Below are 17,522 nucleotides of genomic sequence, written 5' to 3'. Positions count from 1 at the left end.
ATCTGTCGCTGCGAATACCATACACTGCTCGGTTTCGAAGCAATCGAGCCCAGGCTTTTTCACCTTAAGAACGGGTTTTGCGGTGAATAACCCTGGGCTCGATTGCTGGGGGTCAGCGGGAGCGGGAGAGGAGGGCGATCATGCGGGAGAGGTTGGCGGTGTACTGGGGGGTGGCCTGGTAGTTGGGGTGGGTGGCGACCTTCACGAGGTAGCGCGGGGGGCCGAACTCGTCCGCACCGCCGTCGACCGGGTTCGCGCGGTGGCTGTAGACCGGGAACCCGAGGTAGTCGGTGCGGCGCCACAGGTTGAACCAGGCGATCGCGCCGTCCGGCTGCGTCAGCAGGCCGACCAGGGTCGGGTCGGTGGTGTCCGGCGGCGGAGGCGGCACATCGGTGCCGCCGTGGTCGGCCTGCACCTGCGTGTACCAGGGGTCGGCGCGGCGCAGCGACGGCGTGAGCTGGGTGGGCGTGCCGAGCGGGCCAGGACCGAACAGCTCGGGGAAGAACCTCCCGAAGTAGGTGCGCAACTGCGTGCCGTAGGTGAGGAGGCCGACGTTGCGGAGCGCATCCTGCTGGTCGGGGCGCAGCGTGAACAGGCAGGAGACAGCAAGCACGGCACCGAGGCTGTGCGCGCTGAGGATCACCCGGTACGGCCGGTCGCGGGCGAGCGCGTCCTCCTCCTGCTCCTCCTTCCAGGCGAGTTGCTCGGCGACGGTCAGACCGGGCGGCGGTTTCAGGTCGTGGGTGAGCCAGTCGACGACGCGGTCGCGCAGCTCAGGCACCACCCGCTCGGCGTAGCAGGGAGGACCGAATGGATGCCCTGCCCGCGGGAGGAAGCACATCAGGTCCCACATCACCCCGATCGGGCGCTCTTTGGTGGTGATCGCATTCTCGGCGATCATCACCACCGCGCTCACCGCGATCAGGCCGAGCGCCGGGGCGACGAACCCGTCGATCCACGCGAAGAACTGCGTCTTCGACACAGCGAGCGCCGCCACGAACCCGACCGCGAGCAACCCGGCCAGCACCCCGAGGATCGGCTCGCCGCGGTGGAAGAGGGCGGCGAAGCGGCGAGCGCGCAGCATCTTCATCGCGAGGCGGTCCGTGGTCCTTCCCCGTTCGATCACGCCGTCCTTGTAAGCGTCGACTGGTTCGAGCAGCGGGCGCGTGCCGCCCGGAGTGGGCGGGGTGGTCAGCTTGGGGACCCAGAGCATCCGGAGCACCACCATGCCGGCCACGAACAGCAGGAGCAGCACCGCGATCATCGGGATGACGTCGCCGAAGTTGCTGTACGCGATCGGCGCTTCCAGTGCGCGGCCGACCGGGGCGGCGCACCCACAGGCCGGGGTGCCGCTGCCGAGCCAGCTCTGCACGCCGAGCACGAGCAGGGTGGACAGGATCATCGCAGCGCCGAGTGACAGCAGCATCCACACGCCTGGACCCATCCCGGCCCACCCTTCCGTGCGGAACCGGTCCCGTGTGCCGTGGATGCGCGGCCACACCCCCACGAGCACGAGCTGCGCCACGAGGAACAGCCCCGCGATCAGGTAGAACACCCACTGGAGTGCGCCTGGCTGCCCGCCGAGCCTCGCCGGGTTCATCGACACCCCGATGAGGAAGGTGAGCCCGGAGACGGTCATCAGCGCGATGGAGAGGATGTGAGGCACGCCGCGGCGCCAGCCGAGCGCCGAGAGGCAGATGGCGACCAGCACGCCGAGGATGATCGAAGGAGCGGACACCAGGCCGAGGAACGCGAACGACGGGGAGCGGTGGTAAGCGCCGTTGAGGAAGAGGGCGACCCCCACCAGCAGGTACAGCACCACCGAGACGGCGAGCGTCGTCGCGGCGACGGACTCCCTGCGCCGTTGCTCGTCGCGCAGGAACGCGTCGAGGCGTTCGCCGGAGTGGTTGATCGTGTCGGAGGAGCGCACGATGCGCACGACGATCCAGACCAGGCCGGCCGCCGACACGATGCCGGCGACGGTGAAGTACCAGAGGCCGCCGCCCGGCCCGAAGAGGCGGGAGACGCATCCACTCGGCCCGAAGGACTGCAGTTCACCGCAGCCTGGCGCGCCGGCGAACACGCGATCCCAGACGAGCAGCAGCGAGATCAGGCAGAGCGCACCGGCCAGGTGCAGCCACTCGGTCGGAGAGCCGACGCGGGACTGCTGCCAGAAGCCCTCGACGCTGAGCGGCCTGCGCTCGGTGGCGCGGCCGGGGGTGTCCGCCGTGCGCATCCGCCGCACGGTGTTGAAGATCCCGGCCTCGTAGCGGGTGCGCGCGCTGTGCGAGACGAGGTAGAGCACGACCACACCGGCCACGGGCAGGAGCGAGAGCACGGCGAGCTGCCGTCCGCGCTCGGCGAGGAACTCGGAGGCGAGGAAGTCGACGACGCCGGACGGCAGCGCGGGACAGGCGGCGCCGCCGAGGCACTGGGTGCCGATCAGGTCGAGGCTCACCGAGCCGAGCGCGCACACGTACAGCAGCGTCAGGCCGAGCGCGAAGACCCGCAGCGAGGTCACGCCCACACCTCCGCGCCACTCGCCGCCCGCTCGCTGGTTCGGGATGCGCCTGGTCCAGTACGCGCTGTTCGTCAGCCCGAACGGGAGCAGCAGCAGCCACGCGATCTGCACGAAGAACTGGCCGATGATGACGAGCGCTCCCCCGCCGTACCTGGCCATCGCGCCCCACGAGTACGCCTCGCGCCGCACATCCGGCGGAGGGACGGCGGGGTTCGGGGTGTCGTCGTCCGGGTCTGGTTCCGGCAGGCGGGTCGGCAGCCAGAAGCCGCCGTTCTCATCCCCCTGGTACTGGCGCAGGTCGGCCTTGTCGACGCCGAGCATCTCGGCCGGTGGCGTGTTCTTGATCCCGTGGATGCGCAACTCGAGGATGTGGTGGGGCTGCTGCAGCCCGCCGTCGGCGCTTCCTGTGGTGCTGTCCGTCATGGTGCCCACCCCGTCGTTGGTGACGGGCGAACACTACTCCGAATGAGGTTTTGTCGTCTACCGTTCTGTGCACGCCGGGTGCGCGGTGGACCCGGGGATGTCGGCGGCGCCGGATGCTGCACGAACGTGCGCCGCGCATCCCTAGCCGCACAACCTGCTCGGGCGTAGGCTCTGCCTCACGACAGCGTGCCGACGGTGAGCGAGGTCTGCTGTGCCGTCGGCGGAAGGAGCCAGGATGAGCACGAACGAGCAGCCAGAGCGCGAACCGGCCGACCGGGACGACCTCGAGGGCACGTACACCGAGGTGGACGGCGAGGGTCCGACCGAGCGTACGGTCCACGGCCAGTACACCGAGGAAGAGGGCGTGGGCCCCGACCCGGACATCAAGGGCAGCTACACCGACACCGACGAGGTGCAGGAGGCGACCACCGAAGAAGAGCAGGGCGACTACACCGAACGCGACCGCTGACTCGTGCGCGCGCCGCGCCGCGCGCACGAGTCGTGCGAAACGTGCGGTGCAGCGCGACCGCACCGCGTCTTTCGCACGAGTCTGGCGCGCACTAGTCGTGCGAAACGTGCGGTTCCGGCGAGCGGGACCGCACGTTTTGCACGAAGCGCGGGCGCTGGCGGCGCGCGCTAGCGGCGCGGCGGCGCGGCGGCGCGCGCTAGCGGAGCTTTTTCTGGGCTGCTTTGCGGGCCTTGTCGACGTTCTTCTTGGCCTCGTGGCGCGCCTTCTTCACGTTGGGGTCGTTCCAGAACGAGGTGACGGCCGTGGTGATCTGCTCGTAGCGCTCACGCCCGGCGCGCGCGCCGAGGACGTACGCGATGCCGGCGATCACGAGGATGATCAGAAACTTGGGACGCATCGGTTCTCCTGCCTAGTCGTGGCGCCGACGGTAGCCCTCACCGACCGCTCTGTGAACCCCGCGCCCGGAACACCAGCACCAGCAGCGCGTGCAGCGGCCTACCGAGGAAGAGCACCAGCAGCCAGAACAGCCCGACCGTCGGGACCAGCACGGCGAGCACGAGCGCCACGACCAGCAGCAGCGCGGGCGTCAGCCCGCGGAGCAGGTCGATGCTGCCCCGCGCGTCCTCACGGAGCAGCGTCGGATGCCGCTGCAGATGCAGCTCGATGAGCAGCATGGCGACGGTCGCGACGACCATGTTCCCGATGTAGACCGCATCCACGTCGCCGCGGTCGCCGCCGATGGCCGAGACGAGGTTGGTGGCGAACGGGATGAACACGATCGAGGCGAGCCAGAGGAAGTTGTACCAGATCATCGCCGGGGAGTAGTCGAGCACCAGCTCGAAGACGCGGTGGTGGATGATCCAGAACCGGCCGATCACGACGAACGAGATGGCGAAGCCGAGCAGTTCGCCCTGGTGCGCGGACACGAACGTTCCGACCGACTGGTGCTCGATGTCGCCCGCGACATCGACGAGCGGCAGGATCAGCAGGGTGATCGCGATGGCGACCGCCGCATCGGAGAAGTTGACGAGCCGGTCGAGCCCGCGCTCCGTTCTGATCAGTGCCATGCGGGTATTCTGCCGGTCAGTCCAGCAGTCCCAGCTCCAGGGCGCGCCGCACGGCCGAGGTGCGGTCGGAGACGCCGAGCTTCTCGTACGCGCGGCTCAGGTAGGTCTTCACCGTCGCCTCGCCGATGAACAGCTCTGCGCCGATCGCCGCATTGGTGCGCCCGTCCGCCGCGAGCCGCAGCACGTTGAGCTCCTGCGCAGAGAGCGCAGGCGGCACCGCCTGTCCTCCCTGCACCCTGCTGAGCAGCGCCGTGGCCGCCGATCCGGCGAGCACCGTCTCGCCCGCCGCAGCAGCGCGCACCGACCTGGCCAGCTCGGCAGGGGCGATGTCTTTGAGCAGGTAGCCGCTGGCCCCCGCCTCGATGGCGCGCAGGATGTCCTGGTCCGTCTCGTAGGTCGTCAGCACCACCACCCTGGTTCCCGGATGCGCGGAGACGATCGCCTTCGTCGCGTCGACACCGTCGCCGCCCGGCATCCGCAGGTCCATCAGCACCAGCTCCGGATGCAGGGCTGCGACGAGCGACACCGCCTCCGGCCCGCTGGATGCCTGGCCGACCACGTCGATGTCGTCGTAGCTCTGCAGCATCCCGCGGATGCCTTCGCGCACCATCGGGTGGTCGTCGGCGAGGACGATGCGGATCACGCGCGCTCCTCCTCCTCGGCGGGGACGGTGACGCGCACCGTCGTTCCAGCACCGGGATGCGCGTCCAGTTCGAACGCGCCACCCACCTCCCGCACACGCGAGGCCATCCCGTCGATCCCGTAGCCGACGCGCGGCGCGTCCCCGTCGAAGCCGCGGCCGTCGTCGGAGACGGCGAGCGAGATGGCAGCGGGATGGTCGCCGCTGTCGATGTACGCCAGCTCCACGCTCACGTTCGCCGCCGCGGCGTGCTTGCGCACGTTCGCCAGCGCTTCCTGGGCCACCCGCAGCACGACCACCTCGGCGGTGGGCGGCGCAGGGCGGGGCGTGCCGGTGGAGCTGAACCGCGCATCCACCCCTGTCTCGTCGGCGAAGCGGCGAGTGACCCGCTCGACGGCCTGCGCGAGCGAGCCCTCGGAGAGCCTGCCCGGCGTCATCGCGGCGATGATGCGGCGCGACTCCTGCAGGTTCTCCTGCGCGGTCTCGGTGATGAGCTCGACGTGCCTGCGCGCGGCGTCCGGGTCGGTGCTCAGCTCTCCCTGCACCGCGTGGCCGAGTGTGACGATGCTCGTGAAGCCCTGAGCGAGGGTGTCGTGCATCTCGCGGGCGATGCGCTCGCGTTCGGCGGCGGCGCCCTGCTGCCCGGAGAGGGCGGCGATCTCCGTCTGCTGCTCCCGCAACTGCTCGATGAGGGCCGCCCGGGCCTCGCTCTGCTGGGTCACGGTGGTCATCCGGTTGCTGAAGTAGATGGAGACGGCGATGATCAGGACGGTCCAGCCGATCAGCTCGACGAGGTCGGAGGGCGCGACCTGCCCGAGCCCGACCCGCACGAGCAGGCCTCCGGCGTTGAGCGCGACGATCGCCGCCCCCGCGAACCACGGCCGCAGCAGGAGGAAGAACTGCGGTGAGAGCACGAACAGCGCGACGTTGGTCCAGTCGTTCAGGCCCAGCGCGATCAGGTAGGCGACGATCGCGATGGCGACGTACGCCCAGGCGCGCGGCGAGTCGCTGCGCAGGCCGGCCAGGCTCGGCCTGGCCAGGAACCAGTAGACCGGGGCGAGGGCAAGAACGATGGCGGCCGCGAGCGCGGCACTGGCGAACCCGCCGGCCGGGTTCGCCAGGATCATCACCACCGTTGCCGCCGTCGCGACACCGGAGAACCACAGCCAGTCGCTGAGGGCTCTGTCGGTGATGCGCTGCCCGGTCACGGTCTCCACGCTCAGACTGTAGCGGCTCGGTCGCTGTCGGCGGCGGCGTCCGCTGCTTCCACCGGCTCGGCGGAGGAGCGCCCTGCCGGGTAGAAGAACCCGAGCACCGCTACGACGGCCATGGCGACGGCCATGCCGATGAACGCCCACTGCACGCTCGACGCGTAGTCGGATTGCACGGCGTGCATGATCTGGTCGCGCACGGTCTGCGGCAGCGCGGAGAGGGAGCTGCCGCCACCGGATGCGCCGGAGATCTGGTCGACCGCGCGTTGCGCATCCGCAGGTCCAGCGCCGAGCTTGGCGAACGATGCGGTGAGGAGGTCGGTCAGCCGCGAGGTGACGATGGTGGTGAACACCGCGAGGCCGAGCGCTCCGCCGAAGTTCTTCATGGTCTGCGAGATGGCCGTGACCTCGCCGTAGCTGGCGCCGATGGCCCGGTTGACCGCATCCGTCGACACCGCGCTGAACATGAGGCCGATGCCGGCGCCCGCCACCACGATGGGCATGGTCTGCGCGTTGAAGAACGAACCGGCGTGGATGCTGAGGTTCGTGACAGAGGCGGCGAGCCAGGCGAAGCCTGCCGCTCCGACCAGACCGCCGAGGATGACGACACCGCGGGCGCCGTGCTTGTCGAACCGGACGGAGCCGATGCGGCTGGCGATGACGAACCCGATGAAGAACTTGAGGAACAGCAGCCCGGTGTCGAGCGCCGAGAGCTGCAGCGACACCTGGCCGTAGACGCTGAGGAAGAAGAACGTCGAGATGAACGCGATGGATGAGAACAGCGTGGCCAGCGTCGAGAGCGTGAACCCGCGGTCGCGGAACGCCGCGAGCTGCACGAGCGGCTGAGCCACGCGGCGCTGGCGCACGATGAAGAGGCCGATCAGCAGCACACCGGCGATGAGGCTGCCGTACACGGACGGGTCGTCCCAGCCCCACGGGCTCGCCTGCTGCAGGCCGAAGACGATGGCGCTCATCCCCAACGCCACGATCGCCGCGCCCAGCCAGTCGATGCGCTCCCTGCGACGGGAGGACGGCCGCGCGGCGACGGCCACGATGACGAACGCGGCGATCGCGATCGGCACGTTCACCCAGAAGATCGCGCGCCAGGTCCACACGGTGAGGTAGCCGCCGGCGATCGGGCCGAGCGCGGTCATCGCACCGGTGATCGCGAAGAAGATCGCCATGGCCCTTCCGCGGGAGGCGCGGGCGAAGCCCTCGACCACGATGCCGATGGCGGCCGGGAACATGATCGCTCCGCTCACGCCCTGCAGTGCGCGGGCAGCGACGAGCCATGCCTCAGCTCCGTCTCCGGCGGGCGCGAGCCCGCAGAGCAGCGAGGTGATGCCGAACCCGGCGATGCCGATGAGCGCCATGCGCTTGTGCCCGAACACGTCGGCGACGCGGCCGCCGAGGAGGAAGAACGCGGCGGTGGTGAGCAGGTAGACGTTGACCGCCCACTGCATCCCGTCGTGGCTGAGACCGAGGTTCTGCTGGATGGTGGGGGCGGAGAGGGCGACGATCGTCTGGTCGATGGTCGTCATGGAGACGGCGAGGATGAGGCCGATGAGCGCGAGCCTCGACGCGCTGGAGGTTTTCATGGTTCCAGCCTCGCCGGGGCGGCTCGCGCGCGGCACCGTCCGGCGGCTGTCATCCGTGTCAGCCGATCGGTGGACACGGGGATGCGACGCGGGTCAGGACAGGCCGAGCGACTTCTTGATCAGCGACTCGGGGTCGTCGGTGGTCGCGGCGGACTCTGTGGCCTGCTGGTTGGCCTCGGTGATCGCGCGGATGACCTCGTCGCGCTGGATGCGGACGCCGCGCGGCGCGTCGATGCCGATGCGGATGCCGTCTCCGCGCGCATCCAGGATCGTCACGACGATGTCGTCGCCGATGAGCACCCGCTCCCCGACCTTGCGCGTTAATACCAGCATTGCTTCAGCCTAGCGGGGCGCATCGTCCAGCCACAGGACGGGGAAGCCGAGCGCGGCCACCGAGCCGGGCATGGAGGTGAAGGCGGCGCCGGAGGCCGCGACCCCGTCGACGGCGAGCACCGCATCCACTGCGCCCACCCAGGCGGCAGTGTCCTCGGTCTTGCGGGAGGCGTCGACGGCCACCCAGACCTGATCGGGCGCGATGCCGGCCAGCGATTCTGCGAGCGCCGGGATGTCGGCGGCCCCGTGCTCCAGGCCGAAGGCCGCGATGATCGAACGTTCGCGGCGCACACCGTCCGCGCGGGCCTGGAGAGCGCCGCGGCGGTCGTCGACGCGCGGTGCGGAGGCGCGGGCGCTCCCACCCGGGCGCACCTCCGCGCCATCGACGGACGCCGCGAGGACACGGGATGCGGTCACGGCGTCCGTGCCGAGGCCGACGACGAGCGTGAGGTCGCCGCGTCCGCGCAGCCGTGCGGGCGGCTGCGTCGGGGCGGCCGCAACGGGGGATGCGTCGGGCACGGGGGATGCGACAGGCACAGTGGATGCGACAAGCACAGGGGATGCGTCGCTCTCGGCCCGCTCTGCCGCAGCGCGCACGATGCGCTCATCCAGCGGCTGGGCCGCCCGCTCGGCCGCCGGCTCCGCCGCCCGCTCGGCCGCCGGCTCCGCCGCCACGGGCTTCGACTCCGTCTCCCCCACCACCCGCACGAGATCGTCCAGGATCGCCGCGAACGCTGCCGACGACGTCGACACCGCGGGCAGCACGTCCTCCGCGGAGTCCTCGTCGACGTCGGCCAGCCCGGCCGCATCCACCCACTCAGGCCGCGATCGGTTCCGCAACTCTCACCACCCCGACCGTCTCGATCTCCGCCTGCACCGCCGTGACCTCCTGATACGACAGCACCGCCAGCCCGCTCAACTGCCCGGCCACGAGCCGCCGGATCGCCGGCCGCAGCGCGGGAGCGCAGACCAGCACCGCCGACACCCCCTGGTCGTCGAGCTGCGCCGCTGTCTGCCTGAGCGAGCCGAGCACCGCTTCGAGCCGCGCGGGATCGAGCACGACCTGCGTGCCGAACTCCGAGGGCCGCAAGCCTTCGAGCATCGCCTGCTCCAGGCCGGGATCGATCATGATGACCCGCAGCGTCGCCCCGTCCAGGTGCGGCGCCACCACGGCAGGGCCGAGCGCGCTTCGCGCCGCCTCGACCAGACCCTCCGGATCGTTCGACGTCTTCGCGCGAAGCGCCAGCGCCTCCAGGATGCGCGGCAGGTCGTTGATCGCGACCTGCTCCGCCAGCAGCCCCTGCAGCACGCGCTGCACCTCCGCCAGCGTGAGGAGGTTCGGCACCAGCTCGTCGACGGCGGACGGGCTCACCTGCTTGACCCCCTCGGTGAGCTGGCGCACGTCCTCCCTGGTGAGCAGCCGCGCCGCGTTCGCCGTGATGATCGACGAGAGGTGCGTGATCAGCACGGAGACGCGGTCGATCACGGTCGCACCGCCGAGCTCGGCGCTGTGCCGCATCTCGCTCGGGATCCACTTGGCGCCGAGGCCGAAGACCGGTTCGACCGTCGGGGTGCCGGGCAGCGCATCCAGTGCGTCGCCGAGCGCGAGCACCCGCCCGCTCGGCGCCTGCCCTCGACCGGCCTCGACGCCCGCGATCTTGATGACGTATGTCGAGGGCGGCAGGTCGGCGCTGTCCCTGGTGCGCACGGGCGGCACGATGATGCCGAGCTCCAGTGCGATCTTGCGGCGCAGCGCACGCACCCTGGCGAGCAGGTCGTCGGATGCGCCGCTGACGATGTCGACGAGGTCGGGCGCGAGCGTGATCTCGAGCGCGTGCACCCGCATCTGCTCGAGCAGGTCGTCCGTCGTCTCACCCTTGCCGGCGTTGGCGACGGCCGCCTGCGCTGCCTGCGCCTTCTTCGCCGCGGCCTGCGAGTTCTTCAGACGCTGCGCCGCGAGGATCAGGAACGCGCCGACCAGCACGAACGGGATGGGCGGCATCCCGGGGATGAGCGCCATGACGATGGCGGCGCATCCCGCGATGGTCAGGGCGTTGCGGGACTGGCTGAGCTGGCCGCTCGCCGTGGTGCCGATGTCGGTCTCCGCGTTCGAGCGCGTGACGATCATGCCGGTGGAGACCGCCATCAGCAGGGCGGGGATCTGGGTGACCAGACCGTCGCCGATGGTCAGCAGCGTGTATGCGTTGACCGCGTCGCCGATCTCCATGCCGCGCTGGATCATGCCGATCGCGATGCCGCCGACCACGTTGATGACGATGATCAGGATGCCGGCGATGGCGTCGCCCTTGACGAACTTGGATGCGCCGTCCATCGCGCCGTAGAAGTCCGCCTCCGCAGACACCTCCGCGCGGCGGGTGCGTGCCTGCTCCTCGGTGATGAGTCCGGCGTTCAGGTCGGCGTCGATCGCCATCTGCTTGCCAGGCATGGCGTCGAGGGTGAATCGCGCTCCGACCTCCGCGACGCGCTCCGCACCCTTGGTGACCACGATGAACTGGATGACGATGAGGATGAGGAACACCACCGCGCCGATGATGATCGACCCGCCGACGGCGACGTGCCCGAACGCCTGGATGACCTGACCGGCGTACCCGTCGCCCAGCACCAGGCGGGTGGATGCGACGTTGAGGCCGAGCCGGAACAGCGTCGCCACGAGCAGCAGCGACGGGAACACCGAGAAGTCGAGGGGCTTCTTGACGAACATCGTGGTGAGCAGGATGACCAGCGCCAGCATGATGTTGACGATGATGAGCGTGTCCAGCAGCCAGGCGGGCACCGGCACCACCAGCAGCATGATGATGCCGACGACCCCGATGGGGACGGCGACCTTGGCGGTGGTCGATCTCATGAGATGCCTCCCAGAATCGGGGTCATGGTGTGGGTTCCGTATGCGGAGCCGCGGGCTTTGAGGGACATGACGAACGCGAGCACCCTGGCGACCTGGTTGTAGAGGTCGACCGGGATCTCGTCGCCGAGCTGGCACCCGGCGTGCAGCGCGCGGGCGAGCGGGATGTCCTTCACGATCGGCACCCGCTCCTCCTCCGCCTTCTCGCGGATGCGCTGGGCGATGGTGCCGGAGCCCTTCGCGACCACGCGCGGGGCGGACTTGCCCGGCTCGTACTTGATGGCGATGGCGATGTGCGTCGGGTTGACGAGCACCACATCCGACGACCCGATGGCCGCGATCATGCGGTTGCGGCTCATCGCGAGCTGACGGGAGCGGCGCTGCGACCGGATCAGCGGGTCGCCGTCGCTGTTCTTCTGCTCGTCGCGCACCTCGCGCTTGGTCATGCGGGTCTGCTTGCGGTTGCGGCGCATCACGACCAGGACGTCCAGTCCGGCGAGGACCAGCCCGGCCCCGACCGCGGCCTGCAGCAGCCCGGTGGCGCCGCTGGTCGCCGCGCCGAGCAGCGCGGTGAGCGACAGGCTGCCCGCCGTGAGCAGCACGGGCATCAGCCCCTGGATCACCAGGTACAGCCCGACAGCGACGACCGCGGACTTGAGCAGGGTCTTCGCCCCCTCCCAGAGTGCGCGCATCCCGAACACCCGGCCGACGCCCTTGACGATGTTGAACTGCTCGTACTTGCCCTCGAGCTTCTTGAGGTGCACGCCGCCCTGCGCTGCCGCAGCGCCGATGATCGCGATGGCGGCGACGGCGAGCAACGGGCCGATGGTGGCCAGGATGCTGCCGAGACCGTCGCCGAGCGCCTGGAGGGCGGCGGCCGGGTCCGGGTTCTCGATGATGGAGCGGACGGTGAACACCTGGTCGACTCCTGCGCGGGTGCCCAGGTCGATGGTGAACGGCAGCATCACGGCGGCGGCCCCCACGCCGACCCACGCGGTGAGGTCCATCGACTTGCTGAGGCGGCCCTTCTCGCGGGCCTCCTTCATCCGTTTGTCGGTCGCCTGCTCTGTGCGTTCCTGCGCGTCGCTCACCGGCCCACCCCCAGCATCGTCTTGACGGCCGTGCCGGTGAGCCCCTCGACCACGCCGGGCAGCGCCACGAACAGCACAGCGGCGAGAACGACAGTGAGCATGATCTTCAGCGGGAAGCCGAGGGCGAAGGCGTTGAGCGCCGGGGCGACACGGGTCAGCAGGCCGAGCCCCACATCCGCCAGGAACAGCACCACGATCAGCGGGCCGGCGATCTGCACGGCCGCCACGAACATCTGTGTCACACCCACGACCATCTGCTTCACCGGCTCGGCGAGGTCGATGCCCGCCGCGAGCGGGATGGCGTCGTAGGAGCGCACGAGGCCGCCGATGATGAGCTGGTACGCACCGGATGCGAACAGCAGCGCCAGCGACGTCATCTGGAACAGCCGGGTGAACTGGGCGCCGTTGACCATCGACTGCGGGTCGAACGCCTGCGCGAGCTGGAAGCCGCCGAACAGGTCGACCAGGTTGCCCGCCGACTGCACGGCGGCGAACACCAGGTAGACGAGGAAGCCGAGCGTCGCCCCGACCGCGAGCTCCCGCAGCAGGTCGATCAGGAACATCCCGATGTCGGCGGAGTGGTAGCCCTCGGCCACGCGCGGCGCGACGGCCACGGCCAGGCCGATCGCGAGCATCCCCTTGATCTGGGCGGGGATGCCGTTGTACGAGAACGGCGGCGCGATCACCAGGAACGCGACCATGCGCAGCGACGCCAGCGCGATGGCCTCGATGGTGGACAGGTCGATGGGGATGTACATCAGCCGCCGCCCAGCAGCGACGGGATCTTCTCGAACAGGACGTGGGTGAACGTGATCAGCTCGGAGATCATCCAGTGCCCGCAGACGATCAGCGCCACCCCGACGGCCGCCGCCTTGGGCACGAACGACAGCGTCACCTCCTGGATCTGGGTGATCGACTGCACGAGCGAGATCGCGAAGCCGACGACCAGCGCCGTCACCACGATCGGAGCGGCCAGCTTGGCCGTGATCATCAGGCCCTGCATGGCGATGTCGAGGACCGCGTTCGCGTTCATCCGCCGCCCCGATAGCTCGTGATGAGGCTGGTGATCACGAGGCCCCAGCCGTCCACCAGGATGAACAGCAGGATCTTGAACGGCAGCGAGATCATCACGGGCGGGAGCATCATCATGCCCATCGACATCAGCGCCGCGGAAACGACCATGTCGATCACCAGGAACGGCACGAAGATCACGAAGCCGATGATGAACGCCGCCCGCAGCTCCGAGATCATGAACGCCGGGATGAGCGTGAGCATCGGAACGGCGGACGGGTTCGCCGGGTTGGGACGCCCGGCAGCCCTGGTCATCAGCGCGATGTCCTCCTCGCGGACGTGCGCGAGCATGAAGTTCCTGAGCGGACCCTCGGCGAGATGGACAGCGGCGGTGAAGTCGATGTGCCCGTTCAGGTACGGCTGAACGGCGTGGTTGTTGATGTCGACCAGCACCGGGCTCATGATGAACAGGCTGAGAAACAGGGCGAGACCTGCGAGCACCTGGTTCGGCGGGATCGACGGCAGCGCGAGGGCGTTCCTGGTGAGTGCGAGCACGACGAAGATCTTGGTGAACGACGACATCATCAGCAGCAGCGCAGGCGCGACCGACAGCAGGGTGATGCCGAGCAGGGTCAGGATGGCCGCGGACGGCGTGCCGTTCGGCCCGTTGATGTCGATGGTGACGCCGCCTGTGCCGCCGCCGCTCGGGCCAGCCGGGCCGGTCGGCGTGGGGACGGGCTCCGGCACCATCGGCAGCGGAGCCGCGTGCGCGACGTTCGCGGTGAGGAGCACCATGGCGACCGCCGTGATGACGGCGAGCACGATCGCGACCACGAACCGTGGGGAGCGGATCAGCCGCCCAGCCGCCGCGATCACTTCTTGGGCCGCACCGCCGAGCTCGCCTGCCTCCACGTTGCCGGTGACAGGATCGAGCCCTTGAGGGCCTCGTCGAATACGGAGGCGCGTCCCTGCGCCGTCAGGTAATCGGCATCCTGCCTGGTGTTCTTCACGGGCTTCGCGGCGCCCGTCTGCCGTGCTGCTGTCGCGGACGGGAGCGCATCCTGCGCGGCGTCCTTGGCGGTTGAGATGGGGTCTGCTGTCGCGGCTTCGCCGGACTCGACGGGGCTCTGTCGGTCGGCAGGGCTCTGCCGGTCGAGAGGGCTCTGCCGGTCGAGAGGGCTCTGTCTGTCGATAGGTTTGGCGAACGTCTGTCGCACGCGCGAGATCGGGGTGATCTCCGCATCCACGTCGGCCGGGCGGTCACCGGAGGCGAGCACGTTGACGTTCCGCTCTGTGACGCCGAGCACGAACCGTGTTCCGTCCACGTCCACCACCACGACGGACGCCTTCGAGCCCACGCCCTGACGGCCGACGACGGTCACCGCGTTCCCGCGGCGCACGCCGCCGCGCTTGCCCTTGGTGACGCGGCGCTGCACATACCAGAGCAGCCCAACGATCACCGCGAGCACGACGAGCACTCGCAGAGCGACGAACACGGTATCCACGAAAAGTCAGTCCAGGTCTTCCGAGGCGTCGAGGATCTTGGTGATGCGCACCGCGTAGTCCTGGTCGATGACGACGATCTCGCCGTGCGCGATCAGCCGTCCGTTGAGCAGCACGTCGGCGGGCGACCCTGCCGAGCGGTCGAGCTCGATCACAGCGCCCGGCTCCATCGCGAGCACGTCGCGCACGGGCATCCTGGTGCGGCCGATCTCCACGGTGAGCGCCATCTCGACGTTGCTGATGCGCCCCAGCTTCCCGGCCATCGCGCCGCTGCCGAGGTCGCGTCCCGCGCTGCTCGTGCGTCCCCGGATGGCGAACCAGCCGACGATCCCGGATGCGCCCGCCAGCTCGAACACGGTGGTGTCCACGTCCTCGAACAGCAGCGTCGCATCCTCGACCCGCGCGTCGTCGAGCACGCCGGCGCCGAGGGTGTCGCTCGCGGCCTCGATGGCCGGCTGCAGCACGTCCTGCAGCGCGACGACCGGCGAACCGTCCGCCGCGTCGTCGACGAGGCTCGGCGCATCCAGCAGCACGACGGCGAGGTCGGCAGACACGTTGCCGACGAAGGTCGCGACCACGGCGTCACCTGTCGCCCCGGCGAACGCGCCGAGCGTGTGCAGGCGCGGGGTGAGCGGCGTCCCTGTCGGCAGGACGCCGACGAGGGCGTTGGCTGCGGCGAGCGCGTCGGACGCGCTCAGTGCCGACGCCGTACCTGTGCTGGTCATGCTCATGCTGTCTCAGTCCTCTGTGTTCACGATCACGCACGCCAGTCGCGAGCCGCTGGAGCCCAGCGCTGCACCGGCGACGGGGTGTCCCCCGACGGCGAGATCGAACGGTCGGTGTTGCGGATGCGGAATCGGAAGCAGGTCGCCGACGGCGAGCCCGAGCACGACGCTCGGCTTCACCCGCGCCGGAGTGAGCCGCAGGGAGACGTCGACGGGCACGTGGGCGAGCTGCGCATCCAGCAGCTCGCGTGCGTCGTCGGCGCTGCTCGTCGGGTTGGTCTCGCCGAGCTGCGGAAGCAGCACGATGGCGGGCAGCGCGAGGGTCGCCTCCGCGACGTTCTCCCCCACCCGCAGCTCGAAGGTCGCCACGATCATCAGCTCGGCGGTCGCCGCTGCCTGCGCGAACTGCGAGTTGTACTGGATGGCGTCGACGGAGATGGGGGTGACCAGCAGGGCGCCGAGCGAGTACCGCAGGTCTTCGAGCGCGTCGTCCATCAGCCGCCGCACGAGGGCGTGCTCGATCTGCGTGAACGTCCGCTCGGTGTCGACGGGGTTCCCGGTGCCGCCGAGCATCGCGTTCACCCACGACAGGGCGGCGACGGTCGGAAACTGGATGACGCCCTTCGGCGCGACCCCGTCGAGCTCGCACAGCACCATGGCGGTGGTGGCGGGCAGCGAAGCGGCGTACTCGTCGTAAGTCTGCATGGCGACCGACTCGCACTCGACCTGGCTGAGCACGCGCACCTTCGCGGTCAACTGCGTCGCCCACTGCCGCGCAAACGTCTCGAACGCGAGCTCGAGCACCCGAGAGTGCTCCCTGGCGAGCGTGGTCGGCCGCCGGAAGTCATACACCGGCGCCTCGGGCGCGGTCTCGGGGGCGTGCAGGGTGGTCACGGTGCCGACTATCGGCAGGGGGCGGGGATGCGTTAGGGGTGCGGGGCGAAGTCGCGGATCGGGGTGTCAGGGTCGGCTGCGGCGGGTGCTTGCAGCGGTGACGTCTGGTCTCTGTCCGTGACGCGCGGGGTGAGCACGTAACGGTCGGGCAGGTCTACGTGGACCCAGAAAACGATTCGGATCGAACCCGCCAACGTGCGCTCGACGTCGCCGGTGAAACCGAACCTGCCCTCCTTCCCATGCACATCCAGGTGCAGTTCATTGCGTCCCTTGAGCTCCCACTGACCACGTTGTTCGCACAGCTCGGATGGTTCCGTCCCCGACTGGATGCCCGCGGGAAAGCGCACGGCTTGCGCGACGAATGTCCCATCCGGAAGAAAATCGATGGTCCCGTCCTCGCCGCCGAACTCGCTGAGATACGCGGAAGAAGTCGCGCGAGGGTCGACCTCCCATACGCCAACGACCCTGTCCGCGGCAACGGGCCGAAAGAGCACGCAGCTTGTCAGCATCGTGCAGACGGCGGTCGCGAGAGCGAAGCCGACAACACGTCGGCCGAGCCCACCTCCTCCGCAAGAGATCCGAACGCCCACGTCCTACCAGCCCACGACACAGTCGGACGCGGCGACCACCGTCAGTATCTCGGTCTCGACGTTCCAGTCGAGGAACACGCCAGGCCCATCGTCACTGCGCGGGATGGGCGGGTACAACCACACACCCCGCCCGTCGTGCTCTGTGCCACCCAGGAGCCCCACGGGTTTGTCGACGAGGTCATCCCACCCGTGCGCCCGGAACGCGTCCTTCATGTCGTCGACCAGGGTGTCCATCCTGGGGCTCTGTACTGCGACATCGAACCTCGTACTCAGGGATACTCCGCCGGTCTCGCAGGCGATCGCCTCCCGTTCAAACGGGCCAACAGCGAGCGGCGGCTCGACGACGCTCGCAGCGCGCTCCGCCCAACGGTCGGCGGCGTGCTGGGGTGTTTCGCTTCGCGCACTGCACCCGCTCGTGGTGGCGGCGAGCGCAGCGACGAACGCAACAGTGCAGGCCAGGCGCGGCCCTCGTGTGCCCGGATTCCGCATCCCTGTCTCAACGCTCATCTCACTCATGCAGGCCTTCTCCTCGCGCATTGACGTGTGGCGGAACCGAACGCTCGAGTCAGCGCGTCGCGCATAC

At 69.6% G+C, this 17,522-nt stretch carries 19 protein-coding genes; 1 reads left to right on the top strand and 18 read right to left on the bottom strand.

Annotated elements, in window-relative coordinates:
* Positions 1 to 112: 112 nt before the first annotated feature.
* Complete coding sequence (locus ACYVGI_RS14495; RefSeq protein ID WP_460633296.1) at positions 113 to 2,944, bottom strand: hypothetical protein; 2,832 nt, start codon at positions 2,942 to 2,944, stop codon at positions 113 to 115.
* Positions 2,945 to 3,179: 235 nt separating this feature from the next.
* On the opposite strand from ACYVGI_RS14495, the gene ACYVGI_RS14490 reads away from it, so the two are divergent.
* Positions 3,180 to 3,413 carry a hypothetical protein gene (locus ACYVGI_RS14490; protein ID WP_460633295.1) on the top strand — a complete coding sequence of 78 codons (234 nt, stop codon included), beginning with the start codon at positions 3,180 to 3,182 and terminating at the stop codon, positions 3,411 to 3,413.
* 196 nt (positions 3,414 to 3,609) lie between these two features.
* Here ACYVGI_RS14490 and ACYVGI_RS14485 read toward each other — a convergent pair whose 3' ends face one another.
* The 17 genes from ACYVGI_RS14485 to ACYVGI_RS14405 all read right to left on the bottom strand — a co-directional run bounded on the left by ACYVGI_RS14485 (position 3,610) and on the right by ACYVGI_RS14405 (position 17,455).
* A complete protein-coding gene (locus tag ACYVGI_RS14485; protein WP_460633294.1) occupies positions 3,610 to 3,810 on the bottom strand; it encodes a hypothetical protein in 201 nt (66 codons plus the stop codon).
* A 37-nt stretch (positions 3,811 to 3,847) separates the two neighbouring features.
* Positions 3,848 to 4,480: a TMEM175 family protein gene (locus tag ACYVGI_RS14480; RefSeq protein WP_460633293.1), complete on the bottom strand. Its 633-nt coding sequence runs from the start codon at positions 4,478 to 4,480 to the stop codon at positions 3,848 to 3,850.
* A 16-nt stretch (positions 4,481 to 4,496) separates the two neighbouring features.
* Positions 4,497 to 5,123 carry a response regulator transcription factor gene (locus tag ACYVGI_RS14475; RefSeq protein WP_460633292.1) on the bottom strand — a complete coding sequence of 209 codons (627 nt, stop codon included), beginning with the start codon at positions 5,121 to 5,123 and terminating at the stop codon, positions 4,497 to 4,499.
* Positions 5,120 to 6,337 carry a sensor histidine kinase gene (locus ACYVGI_RS14470; RefSeq protein WP_460633291.1) on the bottom strand — a complete coding sequence of 406 codons (1,218 nt, stop codon included), beginning with the start codon at positions 6,335 to 6,337 and terminating at the stop codon, positions 5,120 to 5,122. Before ACYVGI_RS14470 ends, ACYVGI_RS14475 begins: the two co-directional genes overlap by 4 nt.
* 2 nt (positions 6,338 to 6,339) lie before the next feature.
* Positions 6,340 to 7,929: an MFS transporter gene (locus ACYVGI_RS14465; protein WP_460633290.1), complete on the bottom strand. Its 1,590-nt coding sequence runs from the start codon at positions 7,927 to 7,929 to the stop codon at positions 6,340 to 6,342.
* A 93-nt stretch (positions 7,930 to 8,022) separates the two neighbouring features.
* Complete coding sequence (csrA, locus tag ACYVGI_RS14460) at positions 8,023 to 8,262, bottom strand: carbon storage regulator CsrA (protein ID WP_055897444.1); 240 nt, start codon at positions 8,260 to 8,262, stop codon at positions 8,023 to 8,025.
* A gap of 9 nt (positions 8,263 to 8,271) precedes the next feature.
* Positions 8,272 to 9,102 carry a hypothetical protein gene (locus tag ACYVGI_RS14455; RefSeq protein ID WP_460633289.1) on the bottom strand — a complete coding sequence of 277 codons (831 nt, stop codon included), beginning with the start codon at positions 9,100 to 9,102 and terminating at the stop codon, positions 8,272 to 8,274.
* Positions 9,080 to 11,128 (bottom strand): flagellar biosynthesis protein FlhA, encoded by a 2,049-nt coding sequence (locus ACYVGI_RS14450; protein ID WP_460633288.1) that lies wholly within the window; start codon positions 11,126 to 11,128, stop codon positions 9,080 to 9,082. Before ACYVGI_RS14450 ends, ACYVGI_RS14455 begins: the two co-directional genes overlap by 23 nt.
* Complete coding sequence (locus tag ACYVGI_RS14445) at positions 11,125 to 12,216, bottom strand: EscU/YscU/HrcU family type III secretion system export apparatus switch protein (RefSeq protein WP_460633287.1); 1,092 nt, start codon at positions 12,214 to 12,216, stop codon at positions 11,125 to 11,127. Before ACYVGI_RS14445 ends, ACYVGI_RS14450 begins: the two co-directional genes overlap by 4 nt.
* Positions 12,213 to 12,974: a flagellar biosynthetic protein FliR gene (locus ACYVGI_RS14440; RefSeq protein ID WP_460633286.1), complete on the bottom strand. Its 762-nt coding sequence runs from the start codon at positions 12,972 to 12,974 to the stop codon at positions 12,213 to 12,215. Before ACYVGI_RS14440 ends, ACYVGI_RS14445 begins: the two co-directional genes overlap by 4 nt.
* The gene (locus ACYVGI_RS14435) at positions 12,974 to 13,249 is read right to left on the bottom strand and encodes a flagellar biosynthetic protein FliQ (protein WP_460633285.1); all 276 of its coding nucleotides are present in this window, start codon (positions 13,247 to 13,249) and stop codon (positions 12,974 to 12,976) included. The genes ACYVGI_RS14440 and ACYVGI_RS14435 overlap by 1 nt, the downstream gene beginning before the upstream one ends.
* Entirely contained in the window at positions 13,246 to 14,022 is a 777-nt protein-coding gene (gene fliP, locus ACYVGI_RS14430) for a flagellar type III secretion system pore protein FliP (protein WP_460633413.1), read from the bottom strand. Before fliP ends, ACYVGI_RS14435 begins: the two co-directional genes overlap by 4 nt.
* A 77-nt stretch (positions 14,023 to 14,099) precedes the next feature.
* The gene (locus ACYVGI_RS14425; protein ID WP_460633284.1) at positions 14,100 to 14,732 is read right to left on the bottom strand and encodes a FliO/MopB family protein; all 633 of its coding nucleotides are present in this window, start codon (positions 14,730 to 14,732) and stop codon (positions 14,100 to 14,102) included.
* A gap of 6 nt (positions 14,733 to 14,738) precedes the next feature.
* Positions 14,739 to 15,455, bottom strand: coding sequence for a flagellar motor switch protein FliN (gene fliN / locus ACYVGI_RS14420; RefSeq protein WP_460633283.1), 717 nt, complete (start codon positions 15,453 to 15,455; stop codon positions 14,739 to 14,741).
* Positions 15,456 to 15,467: 12 nt separating this feature from the next.
* Positions 15,468 to 16,349, bottom strand: coding sequence for a flagellar motor switch protein FliM (locus ACYVGI_RS14415; protein ID WP_460633282.1), 882 nt, complete (start codon positions 16,347 to 16,349; stop codon positions 15,468 to 15,470).
* Between the two features lie 32 nt (positions 16,350 to 16,381).
* Positions 16,382 to 16,843 (bottom strand): hypothetical protein, encoded by a 462-nt coding sequence (locus tag ACYVGI_RS14410; protein ID WP_460633281.1) that lies wholly within the window; start codon positions 16,841 to 16,843, stop codon positions 16,382 to 16,384.
* A 99-nt stretch (positions 16,844 to 16,942) separates the two neighbouring features.
* Entirely contained in the window at positions 16,943 to 17,455 is a 513-nt protein-coding gene (locus ACYVGI_RS14405; protein ID WP_460633280.1) for a hypothetical protein, read from the bottom strand.
* Positions 17,456 to 17,522 lie beyond the last annotated feature (67 nt).

The organism is Leifsonia lichenia, assembly GCF_054780215.1.
This window is presented reverse-complemented; position numbering and strand designations above follow the sequence as displayed.